We start from the raw sequence: 16,000 nt of genomic DNA, 5'->3' as shown, positions 1-16,000 counted from the left end.
ATTGGCGCATACGCGCTCTATGTCTGATTATTTTGCGCTCAAACGTTCCGCGCGATCACCATTCTTTGTACCTCGCTGGTTCCTTCGTAAATCTGCGTGATGCGGGCATCGCGATAGTGGCGCTCCACCGCGTAGTCTTCCAGGTAACCGTAGCCGCCGTGAATCTGGATCGCTTTCGAACACACGTCTTCAGCGATTTCGGAGGCGTACAGCTTCGCCTGCGATGCCTCCGACAGACACGGCAACCCTTCGCTGCGCAACCGCGCCGCGTGATGCACGAGCAGGCGCGCCGCGTTCAGGCGTGTCGTCATGTCGGCGAGCATGTTCGCGATGGTTTGATGGTCCTTCAGCGCCTTGCCAAACTGGACGCGCTCGTTCGCGTAGACACGCGCCGCGTCGAACGCCGCGCGCGCGATGCCGACTGCCTGCGCCGCGATACCGATACGTCCGCCTTCCAGGTTCGACAGCGCGATGCGCAGACCTTCGCCGGGCTGGCCGAGCAGATTTGCTTCGGGCACGGCGCAGTCGTCGAACGAAATCGGGCAGGTGTCCGACGCGCGGATGCCAAGCTTCTTTTCCGGCTTGCCAACGTTGAACCCTGGCGTGGCGGTCGGCACGATAAACGCCGAAAGACCGCGCTTGCCGCGATCGGGATCGGTGACGGCGAATACGATTGCGATATCGGCGCGCGAACCGTTCGTCACGAACTGCTTGCTGCCGTTGATGATCCACTGGCCGTCGCGCAACACGGCACGGGCGCGCAGATTGTTCGCCTCGGAACCGGCCTGCGGCTCGGTCAGACAGAACGCCCCGAGGCGTTTTCCCGTTGCCAGATCGCGCAGATACTGGTCTTTCTGCGCGTCGGTGCCGAAGTTCAGCACCGGGCCGCAGCCGACGGAGTTATGCACGCTCATCAGCGTCGCGCACGACGCGCAGCCCGCGGCGATTTCTTCTATTGCGAGCGCATAAGCCACATAATCGCTGTAGGAGCCGCCCCATTCCGCAGGCACGATCATGCCCAGAAAACCGAGTTCGCCCATCTGCGTGACGATTTCCGGCGGCAATGCGCCGGCGCGATCCCACTCGCCCGCATGCGGTGCGAGACTATGGGTCGCGAAGTCGCGTGCTGCGTCGCGGATCATCCGTTGTTCGTCGGTGTAGAAATCGTGCATGGGGTCCGCCTTGCCTTGTGAGCGAATGGGGCGCATGGGTTCGCGCGTGTTACGTTCGGTCTGCGTCACACGCGCCCGTGATGTCGCGCCAGGACGGATCGGTCTGCGCTGCACCGCGTTGCTGCAGCGCAGCGTCGCGACGTACGCGCAGCGGCGCCTGATCAGAAAAGTGTAGGCAGTCCACGGCCCAGGTTCGATGCTCAGCCCGCTCAATCTCGGTGAGCGCATTTGCCATAGTCAGGATGAAAAGCGAAAAAGGCACCATTTCCGTCAGTCTCGTCGAGGAAACGCTCGCCCTCGCCCGTGCGCGCGGGCTCGACGTGCGGCCTGTCATCGAAGCCGCCGGCATCGCGCCACAGGTGCTGGCTTCACCGAAAAGCCGCGTGACGTCGGCGCAATATGGCGCGCTGTGGGCCGGTATCGCCCGTGCGCTCGACGACGAATTCTTCGGCCAGGACTCGCATCCGATGAAAAGCGGCAGTTTCGTCGCGATGACGCATGCGGCGCTCACCGCACGCACCGGCGCACACGCGCTTGCGCGCGCTGTCGGTTTCATGCGGCTCGTGCTGGATGACCTGCATGTGCGGATCGTGAAGGACGCGACGCGCGTCAGGCTCGAATTCACGCATCGCGAAGGCACACCTGCTCCGACCATGTTCGCCTGTGCGACGTATTTCATCCTGGTCTACGGCCTCGTGTGCTGGCTGGTCGGGCGACGCATTCCACTGCTTCAGGCGCGTTTTCGCTGCGCGGAACCGCCGGCTGCGCACGAGTACCGGCTGATGTTCTGCGACGACATGGCGTTCGGAGAGGACGCATCGTTCGTCGATCTCGCGCCGGCGTTCCTCGATCTGCCGGTCGTGCAGACCGCGAAATCGGCAAGAACCTTTCTGCGCGATGCGCCCGGCAATTTCGTCGTCAAGTACCGCAATGCCGGCTCGCTGGCGGTGCGCGTGCGCAAGCTGCTGCGCGCGCTGCCGATGTCCGCGTGGCCCGGCTCCGATGAAATGGCACTGCGCCTGCATGTCGCCGAAGCGACGATGCGCCGCCATCTGAAGCTGGAAGGCTATACGTATCAGTCGATCAAGGACGATCTGCGGCGCGACATCGCCATCGGCGAGTTGCAGGACACCGACCACGCGATCGCCGACATCGCGGCGAGCGTCGGTTTTGCCGAACCCAGCGCGTTTTACCGCGCGTTTCGCAAATGGACGGGCATGCGTCCGACCGATTACCGCGTCACGTCGCTCACGCAGCCAGCGGAAGCGGACTAAGCTATAGCTATCAGGCCAGTCCTTTCCGTCCGGCGCTTGCCGACAAGGTGTGCCGGCTGTCCGCGATGAGAACGTACTCGTTTCTCCTGCTCCGGCAGTCTGGTCCGCACCGTCATGTACCCCGTGACGGCCTTGCGGCCCAGTGTTTGAGCGTTCTGCGCGGCGCAGCCGTGTCGGGACTGCTGATGGCGTTGGCGGCCCTTCTGCCACATTCCCCTTTATTCGCGGCGCCGGCCTCAAAAAGCGTCGTCGTGATTCCGGTCAACGGTGCAATCGGCCCGGCAAGCGCGGATTTCATCGTTCGCGGCCTCGCGCGGGCAGCCCACGATCACGCGCAACTGGCCGTCATCCAGCTCGATACGCCCGGCGGCCTGGATACCTCGATGCGGCAGATCATCAAGGCGATCCTGGCTTCCCCCGTGCCTGTCGCTGCGTTTATCGCGCCAGGCGGAGCACGGGCCGCGAGCGCCGGCACCTATATCGTGTACGCGAGCCATATCGCGGCGATGGCGCCCGGCACCAATCTCGGCGCGGCAACGCCGGTGCAACTCGGGCTCGGCAGCGCTGCGCCGCAGCAACCAGGCGCGTTGCCTGCAGCGGGCGGCGGGAAAGCCGCTTCGTCACCGGGCGCGGCGTCCGAACCGGGCGCGCTCGATACGCAGTCGACCGAAATCCGCAAGCAGGTACACGATGCGGCTGCCTATATCCGCGGACTCGCGCAACTGCGCGGACGCAACCAGGTCTGGGCCGAACGTGCCGTGCGCGAAGCCGTCAGCCTGTCGGCGCGCGAGGCGCTCGACCAGCATGTGGTCGACCTGATCGCACGCGATGTCCCCGACCTGCTGCATCAGCTCGACGGGCGCACGGTCAACACCATCGCGGGAGACCAGCATCTCGCGACGAATGGAGCGCCTGTCGTCACGCTCGAGCCCGACTGGCGCAGCCGCTTTCTTGCGGTCATCGCCGATCCGAACGTCGCGCTGATCCTGATGATGATCGGCGTATACGGGCTTTTCTTCGAATTCGCCAATCCGGGTTTCGTGCTGCCGGGCGTCGCGGGCGCGATCAGCCTGCTCGTCGGGCTGTTCGCGCTGCAACTGCTGCCGGTGAACTTCGTCGGGCTCGGGTTGATCTTTCTCGGCATCGCGTTCCTGATCGCCGAGGTTTACCTGCCGACCTTCGGCACGCTCGGCTTTGGCGGGATCATCGCGTTCGTGATCGGCGCGTTGATGCTGATCGACACCGACGTGCCCGGCTACGGTGTGCCGGTTCCGCTCATCGTCTCGCTCACGGTTTTCAGTGCGCTCTTTATCTTCACGGTGTCGAGCGTGGCGATGCGCGCGCGGCGGCGGCCGGTCGTCACGGGTAGCGAAGCGATGCTGGGCAGCGTCGGCATCGTGCTGGACGACAGTGTCGTGTCGCCGGATGGTTCGGCGACGAACCAGGCCTGGGCGCGCGTGCATGGCGAGCGCTGGCGCGTAACAAGCGCAGAGCCGCTTGCCACAGGATGCGAAGTGCGTGTCACCGGGCGGCGCGGCCTGTTGCTGACGGTTGTGCCGCTCGCGCGCCATCCATCACCACAGGGAGAACACTCATGATCGGTTTCACGTTCGGCTTTAGCAGCATCCTGCTTCTGGTGATCATCGTGCTGATCGCGTCATCGGTGCGCATTTTTCGCGAGTACGAACGCGGCGTGGTGTTCATGCTCGGACGCTTCTGGAAGGTCAAGGGACCGGGACTCGTACTGATCATTCCAGTCGTGCAGCAGGTGGTGCGCATGGATCTGCGCACGATCGTGTTCGATGTGCCGCCGCAGGACGTCATCACGCGCGACAACGTCTCCGTCAAGGTGAACGCGGTGATCTATTTTCGCGTCGTCGATCCGGAGCGGGCCGTGATCCAGGTGGCGCGCTATTTCGAGGCCACCAGCCAGCTTTCGCAGACGACGCTGCGCTCCGTGCTCGGCAAGCACGAACTCGACGACCTGCTTGCCGAACGCGAACAGCTCAATGCCGACATCCAGAAGGTGCTTGACGCGCAGACCGACGCGTGGGGCATCAAGGTCTCGAACGTCGAGATCAAGCATGTGGATATCAACGAAACGATGATCCGCGCGATCGCGCGTCAGGCGGAAGCCGAGCGCGAACGACGCGCCAAGGTGATTCACGCGCAGGGGGAACTGCAGGCTGCCGCGCATCTGCTGGAGGCGGCGCAGATACTCGCGCGCCAGCCGCAGGCCATGCAGCTGCGTTATCTGCAGACGCTCACCACCATCGCCGCCGACAAGAACTCGACCATCGTTTTCCCGCTGCCCATCGACCTGCTGACGGCCGTGGTCGACCGGATGGGAAAAGCGTCGAACGCCTGACATGCAAGGTTTTTGAAGGCATGAGCGACGTGCATTCATGGCATTGCGCGCAACAATGCATTGCCAGATGACGTCTTCCTGTTCGCAGGTCGCACATCTAGAATGTCAGGGTTATCCCTTATAAAAGCCACCGCTACCATGAACATCATTTCCCGTATCGCTGCCGGCGCACTGCTCGGCACGCTGCTCGTGCCTGCTGTATTCGCCCAGACCGCGACGCAGACATACGATCCTTCCGCACCGAAGACCCGCGCCGAGGTGAAATCCGATCTCGTGGCGTGGCGTGCGGCCGGTTACGATCCGTTCGACTGGATCAACTACCCGACGAACGCGCAGCAGGCGGGCCAGATTGTCGCGGCGCGACGCGCCCAGTCAGCAGCCACCCCGCAATAACCGGGTAACAGGTAACAGGCCACACCCTGTCGCATCGGTCGCGCTATCCTGAGTCGGGTATCCTCACGCTCCTTCGACTCCGGAAGCCGACACGATGCAAATCTGGGTAGACGCGGACGCCTGTCCGGTCGTCATCAAGGACATGCTGTTTCGCGCCGCGCGGCGCGTCAGCGTGACCGTCACGCTGGTCGCGAACCAGTTCCTGCGTGTTCCTCCTTCCCCCCTGATCCGCACGATCCAGGTGCCGGCCGGCTTCGATGCCGCCGACGACCTGATCGCTGAACGCGTGGTGGCGGGCGACCTCGTGATCACCGCCGACATCCCGCTTGCCGCCGCCGTGCTGCGGAAAAACGCGCATGCGCTCGATCCGCGCGGCAACTGGTACAGCCCCGGCACGATCGAAGAACGCCTGCGCATGCGCGCGATGCTCGACCAGCTGCGCGGCAGCGGCGTCGACACGGGCGGCCCGTCCGCCTTCAGCGCGCGCGATACAAAAACCTTCGCGGGAGAACTCGACCGATGGCTGGCGCGCCATGCGCCGCGCCCCGTTCCGCCTTCTGCCGCGCCTGGCTCCCTGTCTGCCGGTACGTCCACGCCCGATGGCGATCCGCAAGATCCGCACGAAGACTGAAGCGCGTCAACCGGTGTTGCACCGCCTCCACGAAGCACGCGACGAACTGCTACTTCACAATCAATCGTGTTTACAATCCGCCCGTAGCATGCGGTTATGGCTGCTCTGCGTCCGGTTTCGTCTGCCTTGCGCCCGGAACGAAGCCTCCGCTCATCACAAGAAAACCATCAGGACACAACGAGAGACGCACTCATGGACTCCGTAAAACGCTATTTCGGCTTCGACGAAGCCGGCACCAATCTGCGCACGGAAGTGCTTGCAGGCGTGACCACGTTCCTGACGATGGCCTACATCATCTTCGTGAATCCAGCGATTCTCGGCGATGCAGGCATGCCGAAAGAATCCGTGTTCGTCGCCACCTGTCTCGTGTCCGCGCTCGCCACGCTCATCATGGGGCTGTACGCGAACTACCCGATCGCCTGCGCGCCGGGCATGGGGCTCAACGCCTATTTCGCGTACACGGTCGTGAAAGGCATGGGATTCACGTGGCAGGCCGCACTGGGGGCCGTGTTCATTTCCGGATGCCTGTTCCTGATCGTGACGCTGTTCCGGGTGCGCGAAGTCATCGTGAACGGCATTCCACATTCGATCCGTATTGCCATCACGGGCGGCATCGGCCTCTTTCTCGCGATCATCTCGCTCAAGTCGGCGGGTATCGTGGTGGGCGATCCGGCGACGCTCGTCACGCTCGGCAACCTGCACAGCGCGCATGTGGTTCTCGCGATCGTCGGCTTTTTCACGATCGCGACGCTCGACTTCCTGCGCGTGCGCGGCGCGATCCTGATCGGCATCGTCGGCGTGACCGTGCTCAGCTTTTTCTTCGGCGGCAATCATTTCAACGGCATTGTGTCCGCACCGCCTTCGATCGACGCGACGCTCTTTCACCTCGATATCCGCGCTGCGCTGTCAGGCGGCGTGCTCAACGTGATTCTCGTGTTCTTCCTCGTCGAACTGTTCGACGCGACCGGCACCCTGATGGGCGTCGCGAACCGCGCCGGCCTGCTCGTCGAAGGCAAGATGCATCGCCTGAACCGGGCGCTACTCGCCGACAGTACCGCGATTCTGGCGGGCTCCATGCTCGGGACGTCGTCGACGACGGCGTATATCGAAAGTGCGTCTGGCGTGCAGGCCGGTGGCCGCACGGGCGTGACGGCAATTACCGTCGGCGTGCTGTTCCTCGCCGCGCTGTTTTTCGCGCCGCTCGCGGGCGTCGTGCCGGGATACGCGACCGCGCCGGCGCTGCTCTACGTGTCGTGCCTGATGCTGCGCGAAATGGCCGACCTGCCGTGGGACGATGCCACGGAAGTCGTGCCGGCCGCCCTCACCACACTGCTGATGCCGTTCACGTATTCGATCGCAAATGGTGTTGCGTTCGGTTTTATCTCGTACGCCGGGCTGAAACTGCTGACGGGTCAGGTACGTCAGGTAAAACCTGTTGTATGGATCATCGCGGCCGTTTTTCTGTTCCGCTATTTCTATCTGGGCTCCGAATAGGCGCTCCTGACAAACCACAAAGGATGCCGCAGCGTGCAAAACTCGACCTCACAGGACCGCTATTCGAAACCTGCCGTGTTCTTTCACTGGGCAGTCTTCCTGCTCGTCGCGCTCGCATATCTGGCCATCGAGATTCGCGGCCCGAAGGGCAGCGATAGCCGCATCTTCTGGAACGGGGTGCATTACTGGGCCGGCACGCTCGTGCTCACGTTCGCGGTTTTCCGGCTGGTGTGGCGCTTGTGGCGCGGCGCGCCCAATGAGATTGAAGTCAACCCCGTGCTGACCTTTCTCGCGCGGCTCGCTCACGTCGCGCTGTATCTGTTTATTTTTGTGCAGCCGCTGCTTGGCATTCTGACGCTCAATACCGGCGGCCATCCGCTGACGCTAGCCGGATTGAACATCGAAATCACGCTGGTGGGAACCGACACGATTGCGCGACACGCGATAAAAAGCGCGCATGAGTGGATTGGCAATGCGTTTTACTTCGTGATCGGACTGCATGCGCTGGGCGCGCTCATGCATCACGTCGTCTTCAGGGACCGCACGCTGCGACGCATGCTTTGAGCGCATCACGGACGTAGCCCGTCGACGCAGCGTGGCAGTATCCGCCTCGACCGGGGTGAACTTCGGGCAAACTTCGACGCCGCCCTATCCGATGGCGGCGGTCACGCTGATCCGCTCGCGCGTCACGCGCCCGATACCCCAACCTAGTTGCGCAGGTTCGCCTGGTAGAAACGCACGTAACCGCTGCGCAGCACGAGACATTGCGCCCGTGTTTCCGACAGCAACCTGCGCGTTGCGGCTTCAATGTGTTCACGGTGCGTGGAGAATGCGCCGATCATGTCTTCGAGGCGTGTCGATGCGGCCCCGTAGTGGTCTTCCAGCGTTTCGGCGGTAATCATGCACTCCACCCTCTCCCCATCGACCATTACCGGGAATGCCAGGGTAAGTTCTTGTCCCGAGTATTCAGGGGTTTCGTTCAGGAAAATGATCTGCATGGGAATCGCCTTTCGGGTGACGAACAATCAATCGGGGCCACACATGTCTGCTAAAAGCGCCTCCTGACCGGTTACATGCGCGGATGACAGCCGCACAATCCGTAACGTGACACGCCGGGCGGCTGATTTTATTCACTTTAGACGACTTCTGCCGGGCTGCAAGTTTTCCCTGCCGCGCTCACCGTCGCGACGCAGTCGATATGAAGCACTGGCCCGCGCCGGCCGTGGATTCCGGGCTTTTCGGGTCTTTCCCGGCCGGTTCGTCGCGGCAGGTAGCGAAACGTCGTTACATGCCGCGCACTCCGTTTTCTCCCGCATGTGAAGACCTGGACGCATCTTGTATGATGGGGAATCCATCCGCTGCCATGCTGCAGCGCGCCATGAACAGCGGTGGCGACTCGCGAGGCTACGCATCTCGCGGGCGCGTTCGGGAAGAACCGGAGACATGCATTGACGCAACGCTATTCGACGCCACCCGCAACGGCACTCCCGGATGTCATCGCAACGGCTCACGCGCGCTCGTTGAGCGTCGGACTGCGCGCATCCGAAGCACCCGATTTCCATCCGCTGCGCCGCCCGGCGTTGCGCGAACTCGTCGAGCGCAATCACGCGCTATGCGCCCACGCATTGCCGGTGATGGAGACGTTGTATGCGCAGATCGTCGATACGCAGAGCATGGTGCTGCTCACCGATAGCGAAGGCGTCATCCTGCACAGCTTTGGCGATAGCGACTTCGTCGAAAAAGCGAATCGCGTCGCGCTGTGCGCGGGCGTGTCATGGGCCGAATCGGATCGCGGCACGAATGCAATCGGCACCGCACTCGTCGACGGACAGCCGACCGTCGTTCATGCCGACGAGCATTTTCTTCACGCGAACCGGATTCTCACCTGCTCCTGCGCACCGATTGCCGACCCGTTCGGGCGCACGATCGGCGCGCTCGATGTGAGCGGCGACACCCGCGGCTTTCACAAGCACACGCTGGCGCTCGTGCGGATGTCCGCGCAGATGATCGAAAACGTGATCTTCACGAACCAGTTCGCCGACGCCATCCGCATTCATTTCCACGCGCGTGCTGAATTCATCGGCACGCTGTTCGAAGGACTCGCCGCGTTCGCACCTGACGGCCGGTTTCTCGCCGCCAACCGCAGCGCGCTGTTCCAGTTCGGACGCCCGCTCGCGACCCTGCAAACGCAAACCTTTCCCGAACTGTTCGGCATGGCGCTGCCCGCGCTGCTGAACCATGCGACATACCGGCCCGGCGAATACGTGACGCTCACGTTGCCAAGCGGCGTGCGCGTCATCGCGCGCGGCGAATATGCAGCAGGCGCGCGACAGGTGTTTCGCGCACCTGCCGATGAAGGCTTCGAAACGGGTGTGCGGTCCATACGCGCCACACGCCCGGCGAACGCGCCGGCCCAGAATGTGACGTTCGCGACGCTCGACACCGGCGACGAACAGATGTCGGCGGTACTTCGGCGCGTCGGGAAAGTGCGCGGCCGGGATATTCCGATTCTGGTGCTCGGGCACACCGGCACCGGAAAGGAATGGCTTGCGCGCGCGATCCATAACGATTCGCCGCGTCGCGATGCACCGTTTGTCGCGGTGAACTGCGCGTCGCTGCCCGATACGCTGATTGAAGCGGAACTGTTCGGCTACGAAGATGGCGCGTTTACCGGCGCGAAGAAACGCGGCAGCGTCGGCAAGATTGTTCAGGCCGACGGCGGCACGCTCTTTCTCGATGAAATCGGCGACATGCCGCTCGCGCAGCAGGTGCGGCTGATGCGCGTGCTGCAGGAGCGCAACGTCGTGCCGCTTGGCGGAACGCGAGCGATTCCTGTCGACCTGCGTATCGTCTGCGCGACGCATCGCAACCTGCGCGCGATGATCGAAGCCGGCACGTTCCGCGACGATCTGTATTACCGCATCAACGGCCTTGCCGTCACGTTGCCGGCTCTCAGCGAACGAACGGATCTCGCCGCGCTGATCGCACGCATGCTCGATCTGCAACGCGACAGCGACGCCGTTCCAGCGCGTGTTTCGAGTGCCGTGCTCGAACGCTTCCAGCGTTGCCGCTGGCCGGGTAACCTGCGGCAAATGGCGAACGTGCTGCGCACTGCGGCCATCATGGCTGAAGGCGAGGACGAGATCGGACTCGAGCATCTACCGGACGATTTCCTGCAGGACTGCGACACCGCGCCCGAACGCTACGTGTCGCCGTCGATGCAGACCGTGCGAAGCGCCAGCACGACCCCGGGGAACATGCAGGACTGGCAGGTAGCGCTGATCGAACAGACGCTGGGGCGCAACGCAGGCAATGTGTCGGCGACCGCGCGTGAGCTCGGGCTCGCGCGAAATACGGTTTACCGTTATCTGCGGCAGCGGCGCACGCATTGAAACCGGCTCCCGGTTCACATGACGCGGCGGCTTAAGCTAAGCTTGCACGTTCTGGACACCTTCCCGTGATTGCCGGGAGAACCCGTCATGGCCTGCCGCCCCTCTTTCGAACCTGATTCAGGCGCCCGCGTTTGTGGTGGTAACAACGTGCGAGTGACATCGCATGCAAAGAGACTGTGCGGGTTGAACGATGTCTGAGGCCGCGCGACCGTTCTCCGTGCGTATCGAGCCGTCAGGGAAAACGTTCGAGGCACCGGATTCGCTGACCGTGCTCGAGGCCGCCGGCTTCGCCGGCTTGCGGCTGCCACGATCGTGCCGCAACGGCACATGCAGAACGTGTCTGTGCCAGATGAAGGAAGGCGAGGTGCGATACACGATCGAATGGCCCGGCCTGACCAGGGAAGAAAAGACCGAAGGTCTGATCCTGCCCTGCGTGGCGATTGCCGCGTCGGATCTGGTGATCGAGGTGCCTGACGCAGTCGAGCTCCAGAACACCTGAGCGCGAACTTACATGCGCGAACCCAGTGCGCGCTCGATCTTCTGGTCGGTCTTGTACTGGCTCAATGCATACACCGACCAGATTGCGGCCGGAATCCAGCCAATCAGCGTGATCTGCAGGATCAGACAGATGATCCCGGCGAACGGGCGCCCGATCGTGAAAAACTGGAACCACGGCAGGATGATGGCAAGCAATAGACGCATGTCTGTTTCTCTTTCTGCAAATCGCGCGCTTTCGACACGCGGTTAATCAATCGATCGGCGTAAACCGCGAAACGGTTGTGCCTTCGTGTTCGACAGGTTCGAAAAACACCGAAGCTGGACGGGTCCAGATCGTACCATTCGCCGCGCGGTAGACGATCATCGTCACGCCCGGGTCCGACTCCAGCGTCGCCTCGCAGACCAGTTCGTAGATGCCGCCCTTGTAGTGCCGGTAGCGCACGGATTCACTCCTGTTCAGGTTGCAGCAGCAGGTAACGCGCGATTTTCAGCTCGCGTTTTCCTTCATCTGCTTCAGATGTTTGTAGACGGTCGCGCGTCCCATACCGAGCACGGCAGCCACATAGTTCGCCGAGCTCTTGCCGCGGAACGCGCCTTCGGCATAGAGCGCCTCGACCAGTTCGCGCCTGTGATCGCGCGTAAGCGCATTCAGGCCTATCTGCCGTTCACGCAGCCAGCCATGCAGAAACGTGTTGATGCGATCCTGCCAGTCGTCGCGAAACAGTTCGTCCGGCTGCGCGACGATGCCCGCACCCTTGATAAACAGGTCGAGCGTGGAGCGCACCTCATCGAATACCGCGATATTGAAGTTAATGCACATCATGCCCGCGGGCTTGCCTTCGTCGTCGAACAGCACGTTGCTCACGCAACGCATGCGGCGACCGTCCCAGTTCAGCTTTTCATACGGACCGATCACCCGTTCGCGTGCCGAGTGATCGACTTCCTCCAGCGCCGAATCGTCGCCGATTTCGCGCCGCGACAGGTTGTTCGCGAGGTACAGCACCGTCTGGTCGCGCAGATCGTGGATGACGACCTCGGCGTACGGGAAAAAGAGCGTCGCGATACCGTCCGCGAGCGGCGCGTAACGGGTTAGCAGCAGGTCTTTGACAGGTGACGACTTTTTCTTGCGCATGGGTTCTGTAAGCACGTGGGGCGGATCGGAACGCACTGCCATGTTCCGGCAGTGCTGGCAGGCGCGGGGGAATCGTCGCCACCCGGAACGTTTCTGTCAAGCATCGCGCAGCGCGCGCAGATGCTGCAACAGCCCGTACGCAATCGCCACATCTTCGAGCCCGAGGCCGATCGAGCGGAAAAAGACCGGTTTTTCGTACGCCGGAACCGGGCACGTGCCGCAGAGCAGTTCCGGCAGATCGCCCGCCACGCGTTGCGCGGACCAGCCATGCCGCTCCGCGGCCAGCTTCATTTCACCCGCGCTGCCCGGCGTCGTGCGACGGTAATCGCAATACACGTCCATATCCGGCAGCCACGCGGGATCGATCTCGTGCGCATTCGCGACGTTCGTGCTGATCGATGTGACAAGCGCGGGCCTCGTGAGCGCGCCTTTGGGCAGCACCGATGTGCCCGACGACGTGCAAAGCATCACCACGTCCGCATCGCGCACACAGTCCTCGACGTTCGCGCTGAACGTCGCGCGCGCGTCGATTGCGCGCAGCGTGGCCTGCTTCGCCGTATCGCGCGGCAGATCGGGCGAAAACACGCGGATCGATTCCCACGGCCGCAGCGGCGCAACGTGCCGCAGATGCGCCTGTGCGATTGCGCCGGAACCGACGATCGCCAGCTGCCGCGCGCCCGCGGCAGCAAGATGCCCGACCGCGAGCGCCGTGGTTCCGGCGGTACGCTCGGTCGTCAGCAATCCGGCGTCGCACCACATCAGCGGCTGGCCCGTTTCCATCGACATCAACGCGGTCCACGCCGTGACGACCGGCCGGCCGCCCGTCACGATGTAGGGCGAAAGCTTGGCGCCGAACACCTTCGCCTGCGCCATCGCACCGAGGTACGTGATGAAGTCGCCGGATTGCGCGGGAAAGAGTGTGAGCGTCTGCGGCGGCTGTACGGCGTTGTCCTCGCCCAGCGCGCGAAACATCGCCGCGAGCGCGCCCTGCACATCCAGTGCGGGTAACGCGCGCCGCACGATGTCTTCATCGACGATCAGCGGCATAGCCTGTTCATTTCTGCTCATACGTATTTCTCCAGATCGGGGGCGCGCGCGAAAAGCAGGTTGCACGCCTTAAATTGTAGACATAGAGTCTATTCTAGACTATTAAAACCAGACTCGATGAAATCCCTTATAGTCCATAATAGACTTTCAGTCTATATTCGTTCCACAGGTTGTCCGTTTTCACACTGATTCGCAGTTCCACCCATCGCCCAGGAACCGTCCATGAAACTCAAACTCTCCCTTTGCCTTGCAGTCGCTTTTGCCGGACTCGCAAGCACCGCCCATGCCGCCGACACGCTGCGCTTCGGCGTCGAGGCCGCCTACCCGCCATTCGAAAGCAAAAGCCCGTCGGGCGAACTGCAGGGCTTCGACATCGATGTCGGCAACGCTGTCTGCAAGAAAATGAACGTGAAATGCGTGTGGGTCGAAAATTCGTTCGACGGCCTGATTCCCGCGCTGCAGGCGCGCAAGTTCGACGTGATCAATTCGGCCATGAACATCACCAGCAAGCGCAAGCAGAGCATCGATTTCACGCCGCCGGTCTATGTCGTACCGATCGTGATGGTCGCGAAACGCGATTCGAAACTGCTGCCCGACGTGAAGAGCCTGCAGGGCAAGCGGGTGGGCGTGCTGCAGGGATCGTCCCAGGAAGATTTCCTGAAACAGCACTGGGCGACAGCGGGTGTTTCCGTCGTGTCGTATCAGGACCAGGACCAGGTCTACGCGGATCTCGTCGCGGGCCGGCTGGACGCGTGCGTGCAGGAAGCGCAGACCGTGCAGGACGGTTTTCTCGGCAAGCCGGAAGCGCATGACTTCGCGATTCTCGGCGCTCCGCTGAGCGACCCGGCAACACTCGGCGAAGGCACGGGCCTCGGTCTGCGCAAGGGCGACCAGGCGTTAAAGTCGAAAGTGGTCGCCGCGCTCGATTCGTTGAAAAAGGACGGCACGTTGAGCGCGCTCTCGCAGAAATACTTCAAACGCGACATCATTGCGAAATAAGCGAGTCCTGATTAGAGTCGACGGCTTCGAGCCGCGCCGTGTGCGACTCGAAGCCGGAACTGGCGGCGCATGATCGCGCGGATGAAAAGCGCGCGGCGCGTCCGCCATTTCCCCTACTCCAATTTTCAGGCGCACAAGCGGAGCCTATGGATTTCGACGTCATCGTTCTGGGAGCCGGCATTGTCGGCGTATCTTCAGCGCTGCATCTGCAGGATCGCGGCAAACGCGTCGCGCTGGTCGATCGCCGCGGCCCCGGCGAGGAAACGAGCTTCGGCAACGCGGGGCTGATCGAGCGGTCGTCGATCGTGCCATATGGCTTTCCGCGCAATCTCGGCACGTTGCTGCGCTATGCGCGTAACGCCTCGACCGATCTCTACTGGGACTACAAGGCGCTTCCGTCGTACGCATCATGGCTCGCGCGTTTCTGGTGGGAATCTTCACCGGCCCGGCTGGCGGGCGCCGCGCGCGACATGCTGCCGCTGATTTCGCGCAGTGTGACGGAACACGACGCGCTGATCGCGCGCGCGGGCATGGATGCGCTCGTCCACGATGGCGGCTGGATCGAGGCCTTTCGCACGCAGTCGGCATTCGACAGCGAAGCACCGGCCGCCGAAGTCGCAGCCCGTGAAAACGGCCTGCGCGTTGTCGCACTCGACGCCGCCGCACTCCGTGCGCGCGAGCCCGGTCTCGCGGAAGGATTTCGCGGCGCGCTGCACTGGCTGGATCCGAAAAGCGTCGCCAGTCCGGGCGCGTTGACGAAAGGTTATGCCCGCCTGTTCGAGGCTGGTGGCGGTGCGATCCTGACGGGCGACGCAACGTCGCTATGCACCGAAGATGACGCCTGGACAGTGCAGACCCCGGCCGGCCGGATAAGCGCGAAGGAAGTCGTACTCGCGCTCGGCCCGTGGTCGGACACGGTCTTCGGCCCGCTTGGTTATCGCATTCCGCTGCGTGTGAAACGCGGTTATCACATGCACTACGAGCCGGCGCGGCAGATCCTGTCGGTGCCGGTTGTCGATTCGGAAAAGGGCTACGTGGTCGCGCCGATGCAGGGCCGGCTGCGACTCACGACAGGCGTCGAAATCGCGCGGCGTGGCGCGCCGCCGACAGGTGTACAGCTCGAGCGCGCGGAACGGATCGCGAAGCCGGTGTTCGGCCTCGGCGCACGTACCGATGCGGCGCCGTGGCTCGGCATGCGCCCGTGCACGCCCGACATGCGACCGGTCATCGGGCCTGCACCACGCCATCGCGGGCTGTGGTTCGCATTCGGCCACAACCATCACGGTTTGACACTCGGCCCCGTAACCGGACGCCTGCTGGCGGAAATGATGACCGGCGCGACGCCCTTCACCGATCCACGTCCGTACCGCGCGGGACGGTTCGACTAGAACAGGCCCCGTGCCATCCCCGAACAGGCCCCGTGCCATCCCCGACGCAGGCATCCACGCCCTCTCCGGAGGGTCGCCAGAACGCCTGCGGTAGAACGTCTTTGTGCCGCAACCCGCCGGCGCGGGAAACTTTTTGCTATCCAAGCTATCGCATTTAGTGCATCATATTGGAATAGCTGTACCTCGAATCTGCAGTACTGGCAGTATCGATC

17 protein-coding genes are annotated in these 16,000 nt (G+C 63.1%); 11 read left to right on the top strand and 6 right to left on the bottom strand.

The genetic code is table 11. The annotated features are described in order from the left end of the window. Positions 1-38 precede the first annotated feature (38 nt). Positions 39-1,172: an acyl-CoA dehydrogenase gene (locus tag LPA37_RS04230; RefSeq protein WP_229011680.1), complete on the bottom strand. Its 1,134-nt coding sequence runs from the start codon at positions 1,170-1,172 to the stop codon at positions 39-41. 242 nt (positions 1,173-1,414) lie between these two features. Here LPA37_RS04230 and LPA37_RS04225 point away from each other — a divergent pair, with 242 nt between their 5' ends. The 7 genes from LPA37_RS04225 (at position 1,415) to LPA37_RS04195 (ending at position 7,896) form a co-directional block, all read left to right on the top strand. Next, positions 1,415-2,446, top strand: coding sequence for an AraC family transcriptional regulator (locus tag LPA37_RS04225; RefSeq protein ID WP_229011678.1), 1,032 nt, complete (start codon positions 1,415-1,417; stop codon positions 2,444-2,446). A 65-nt stretch (positions 2,447-2,511) separates the two neighbouring features. Beyond that, positions 2,512-4,044: an NfeD family protein gene (locus LPA37_RS04220; RefSeq protein WP_407672477.1), complete on the top strand. Its 1,533-nt coding sequence runs from the start codon at positions 2,512-2,514 to the stop codon at positions 4,042-4,044. Continuing rightward, on the top strand, positions 4,041-4,814 hold the full coding sequence (locus tag LPA37_RS04215) for a slipin family protein (RefSeq protein ID WP_228981538.1): 774 nt from the start codon (positions 4,041-4,043) through the stop codon (positions 4,812-4,814). Before LPA37_RS04220 ends, LPA37_RS04215 begins: the two co-directional genes overlap by 4 nt. 138 nt (positions 4,815-4,952) lie before the next feature. Beyond that, the gene (locus LPA37_RS04210) at positions 4,953-5,207 is read left to right on the top strand and encodes a DUF4148 domain-containing protein (protein ID WP_229011676.1); all 255 of its coding nucleotides are present in this window, start codon (positions 4,953-4,955) and stop codon (positions 5,205-5,207) included. A 94-nt stretch (positions 5,208-5,301) separates the two neighbouring features. Then, positions 5,302-5,838, top strand: a complete 537-nt coding sequence (locus LPA37_RS04205; RefSeq protein ID WP_229011674.1) for a YaiI/YqxD family protein — start codon at positions 5,302-5,304, stop codon at positions 5,836-5,838. Positions 5,839-6,030: 192 nt separating this feature from the next. Further along, positions 6,031-7,332, top strand: a complete 1,302-nt coding sequence (locus LPA37_RS04200; protein ID WP_228981545.1) for an NCS2 family permease — start codon at positions 6,031-6,033, stop codon at positions 7,330-7,332. Between the two features lie 33 nt (positions 7,333-7,365). Then, a complete protein-coding gene (locus tag LPA37_RS04195) occupies positions 7,366-7,896 on the top strand; it encodes a cytochrome b (RefSeq protein WP_229011672.1) in 531 nt (176 codons plus the stop codon). A gap of 143 nt (positions 7,897-8,039) precedes the next feature. On the opposite strand, the gene LPA37_RS04190 is transcribed toward LPA37_RS04195, so the two are convergent. Then, complete coding sequence (locus LPA37_RS04190) at positions 8,040-8,330, bottom strand: DUF1488 family protein (RefSeq protein WP_228981550.1); 291 nt, start codon at positions 8,328-8,330, stop codon at positions 8,040-8,042. Positions 8,331-8,780: 450 nt separating this feature from the next. Between LPA37_RS04190 and LPA37_RS04185 the strand changes: the two genes are divergently transcribed. Together LPA37_RS04185 and LPA37_RS04180 are read left to right on the top strand one after the other, a co-directional pair. Next, positions 8,781-10,724, top strand: a complete 1,944-nt coding sequence (locus LPA37_RS04185; RefSeq protein WP_229011670.1) for a sigma-54-dependent Fis family transcriptional regulator — start codon at positions 8,781-8,783, stop codon at positions 10,722-10,724. A 190-nt stretch (positions 10,725-10,914) separates the two neighbouring features. After that, positions 10,915-11,223: a 2Fe-2S iron-sulfur cluster-binding protein gene (locus LPA37_RS04180; RefSeq protein WP_228981554.1), complete on the top strand. Its 309-nt coding sequence runs from the start codon at positions 10,915-10,917 to the stop codon at positions 11,221-11,223. Positions 11,224-11,231: 8 nt separating this feature from the next. On the opposite strand, the gene LPA37_RS04175 is transcribed toward LPA37_RS04180, so the two are convergent. From LPA37_RS04175 to LPA37_RS04160, 4 genes are read right to left on the bottom strand one after another with little or no spacing between them, the layout of a single operon-like run. Then, positions 11,232-11,426, bottom strand: a complete 195-nt coding sequence (locus LPA37_RS04175) for a YqaE/Pmp3 family membrane protein (protein WP_090534227.1) — start codon at positions 11,424-11,426, stop codon at positions 11,232-11,234. Positions 11,427-11,472: 46 nt separating this feature from the next. Beyond that, entirely contained in the window at positions 11,473-11,664 is a 192-nt protein-coding gene (locus LPA37_RS04170) for a DUF1653 domain-containing protein (RefSeq protein WP_228981555.1), read from the bottom strand. A 45-nt stretch (positions 11,665-11,709) separates the two neighbouring features. Continuing rightward, positions 11,710-12,396, bottom strand: coding sequence for a helix-turn-helix transcriptional regulator (locus LPA37_RS04165; RefSeq protein WP_324251762.1), 687 nt, complete (start codon positions 12,394-12,396; stop codon positions 11,710-11,712). A 54-nt stretch (positions 12,397-12,450) separates the two neighbouring features. Next, positions 12,451-13,422: an ornithine cyclodeaminase family protein gene (locus LPA37_RS04160; protein ID WP_228981557.1), complete on the bottom strand. Its 972-nt coding sequence runs from the start codon at positions 13,420-13,422 to the stop codon at positions 12,451-12,453. A 201-nt stretch (positions 13,423-13,623) separates the two neighbouring features. Between LPA37_RS04160 and LPA37_RS04155 the strand changes: the two genes are divergently transcribed. Next, positions 13,624-14,400, top strand: a complete 777-nt coding sequence (locus LPA37_RS04155) for an ABC transporter substrate-binding protein (protein ID WP_228981560.1) — start codon at positions 13,624-13,626, stop codon at positions 14,398-14,400. Positions 14,401-14,546: 146 nt separating this feature from the next. Then, the gene (locus LPA37_RS04150) at positions 14,547-15,788 is read left to right on the top strand and encodes an NAD(P)/FAD-dependent oxidoreductase (RefSeq protein WP_228981562.1); all 1,242 of its coding nucleotides are present in this window, start codon (positions 14,547-14,549) and stop codon (positions 15,786-15,788) included. The last annotated feature ends 212 nt before the right edge of the window (positions 15,789-16,000 follow it).

This window comes from Paraburkholderia gardini (assembly GCF_907164545.1).
GTDB classification, from domain to species: Bacteria; Pseudomonadota; Gammaproteobacteria; order Burkholderiales; family Burkholderiaceae; genus Paraburkholderia; species Paraburkholderia gardini.
This window is presented reverse-complemented; position numbering and strand designations above follow the sequence as displayed.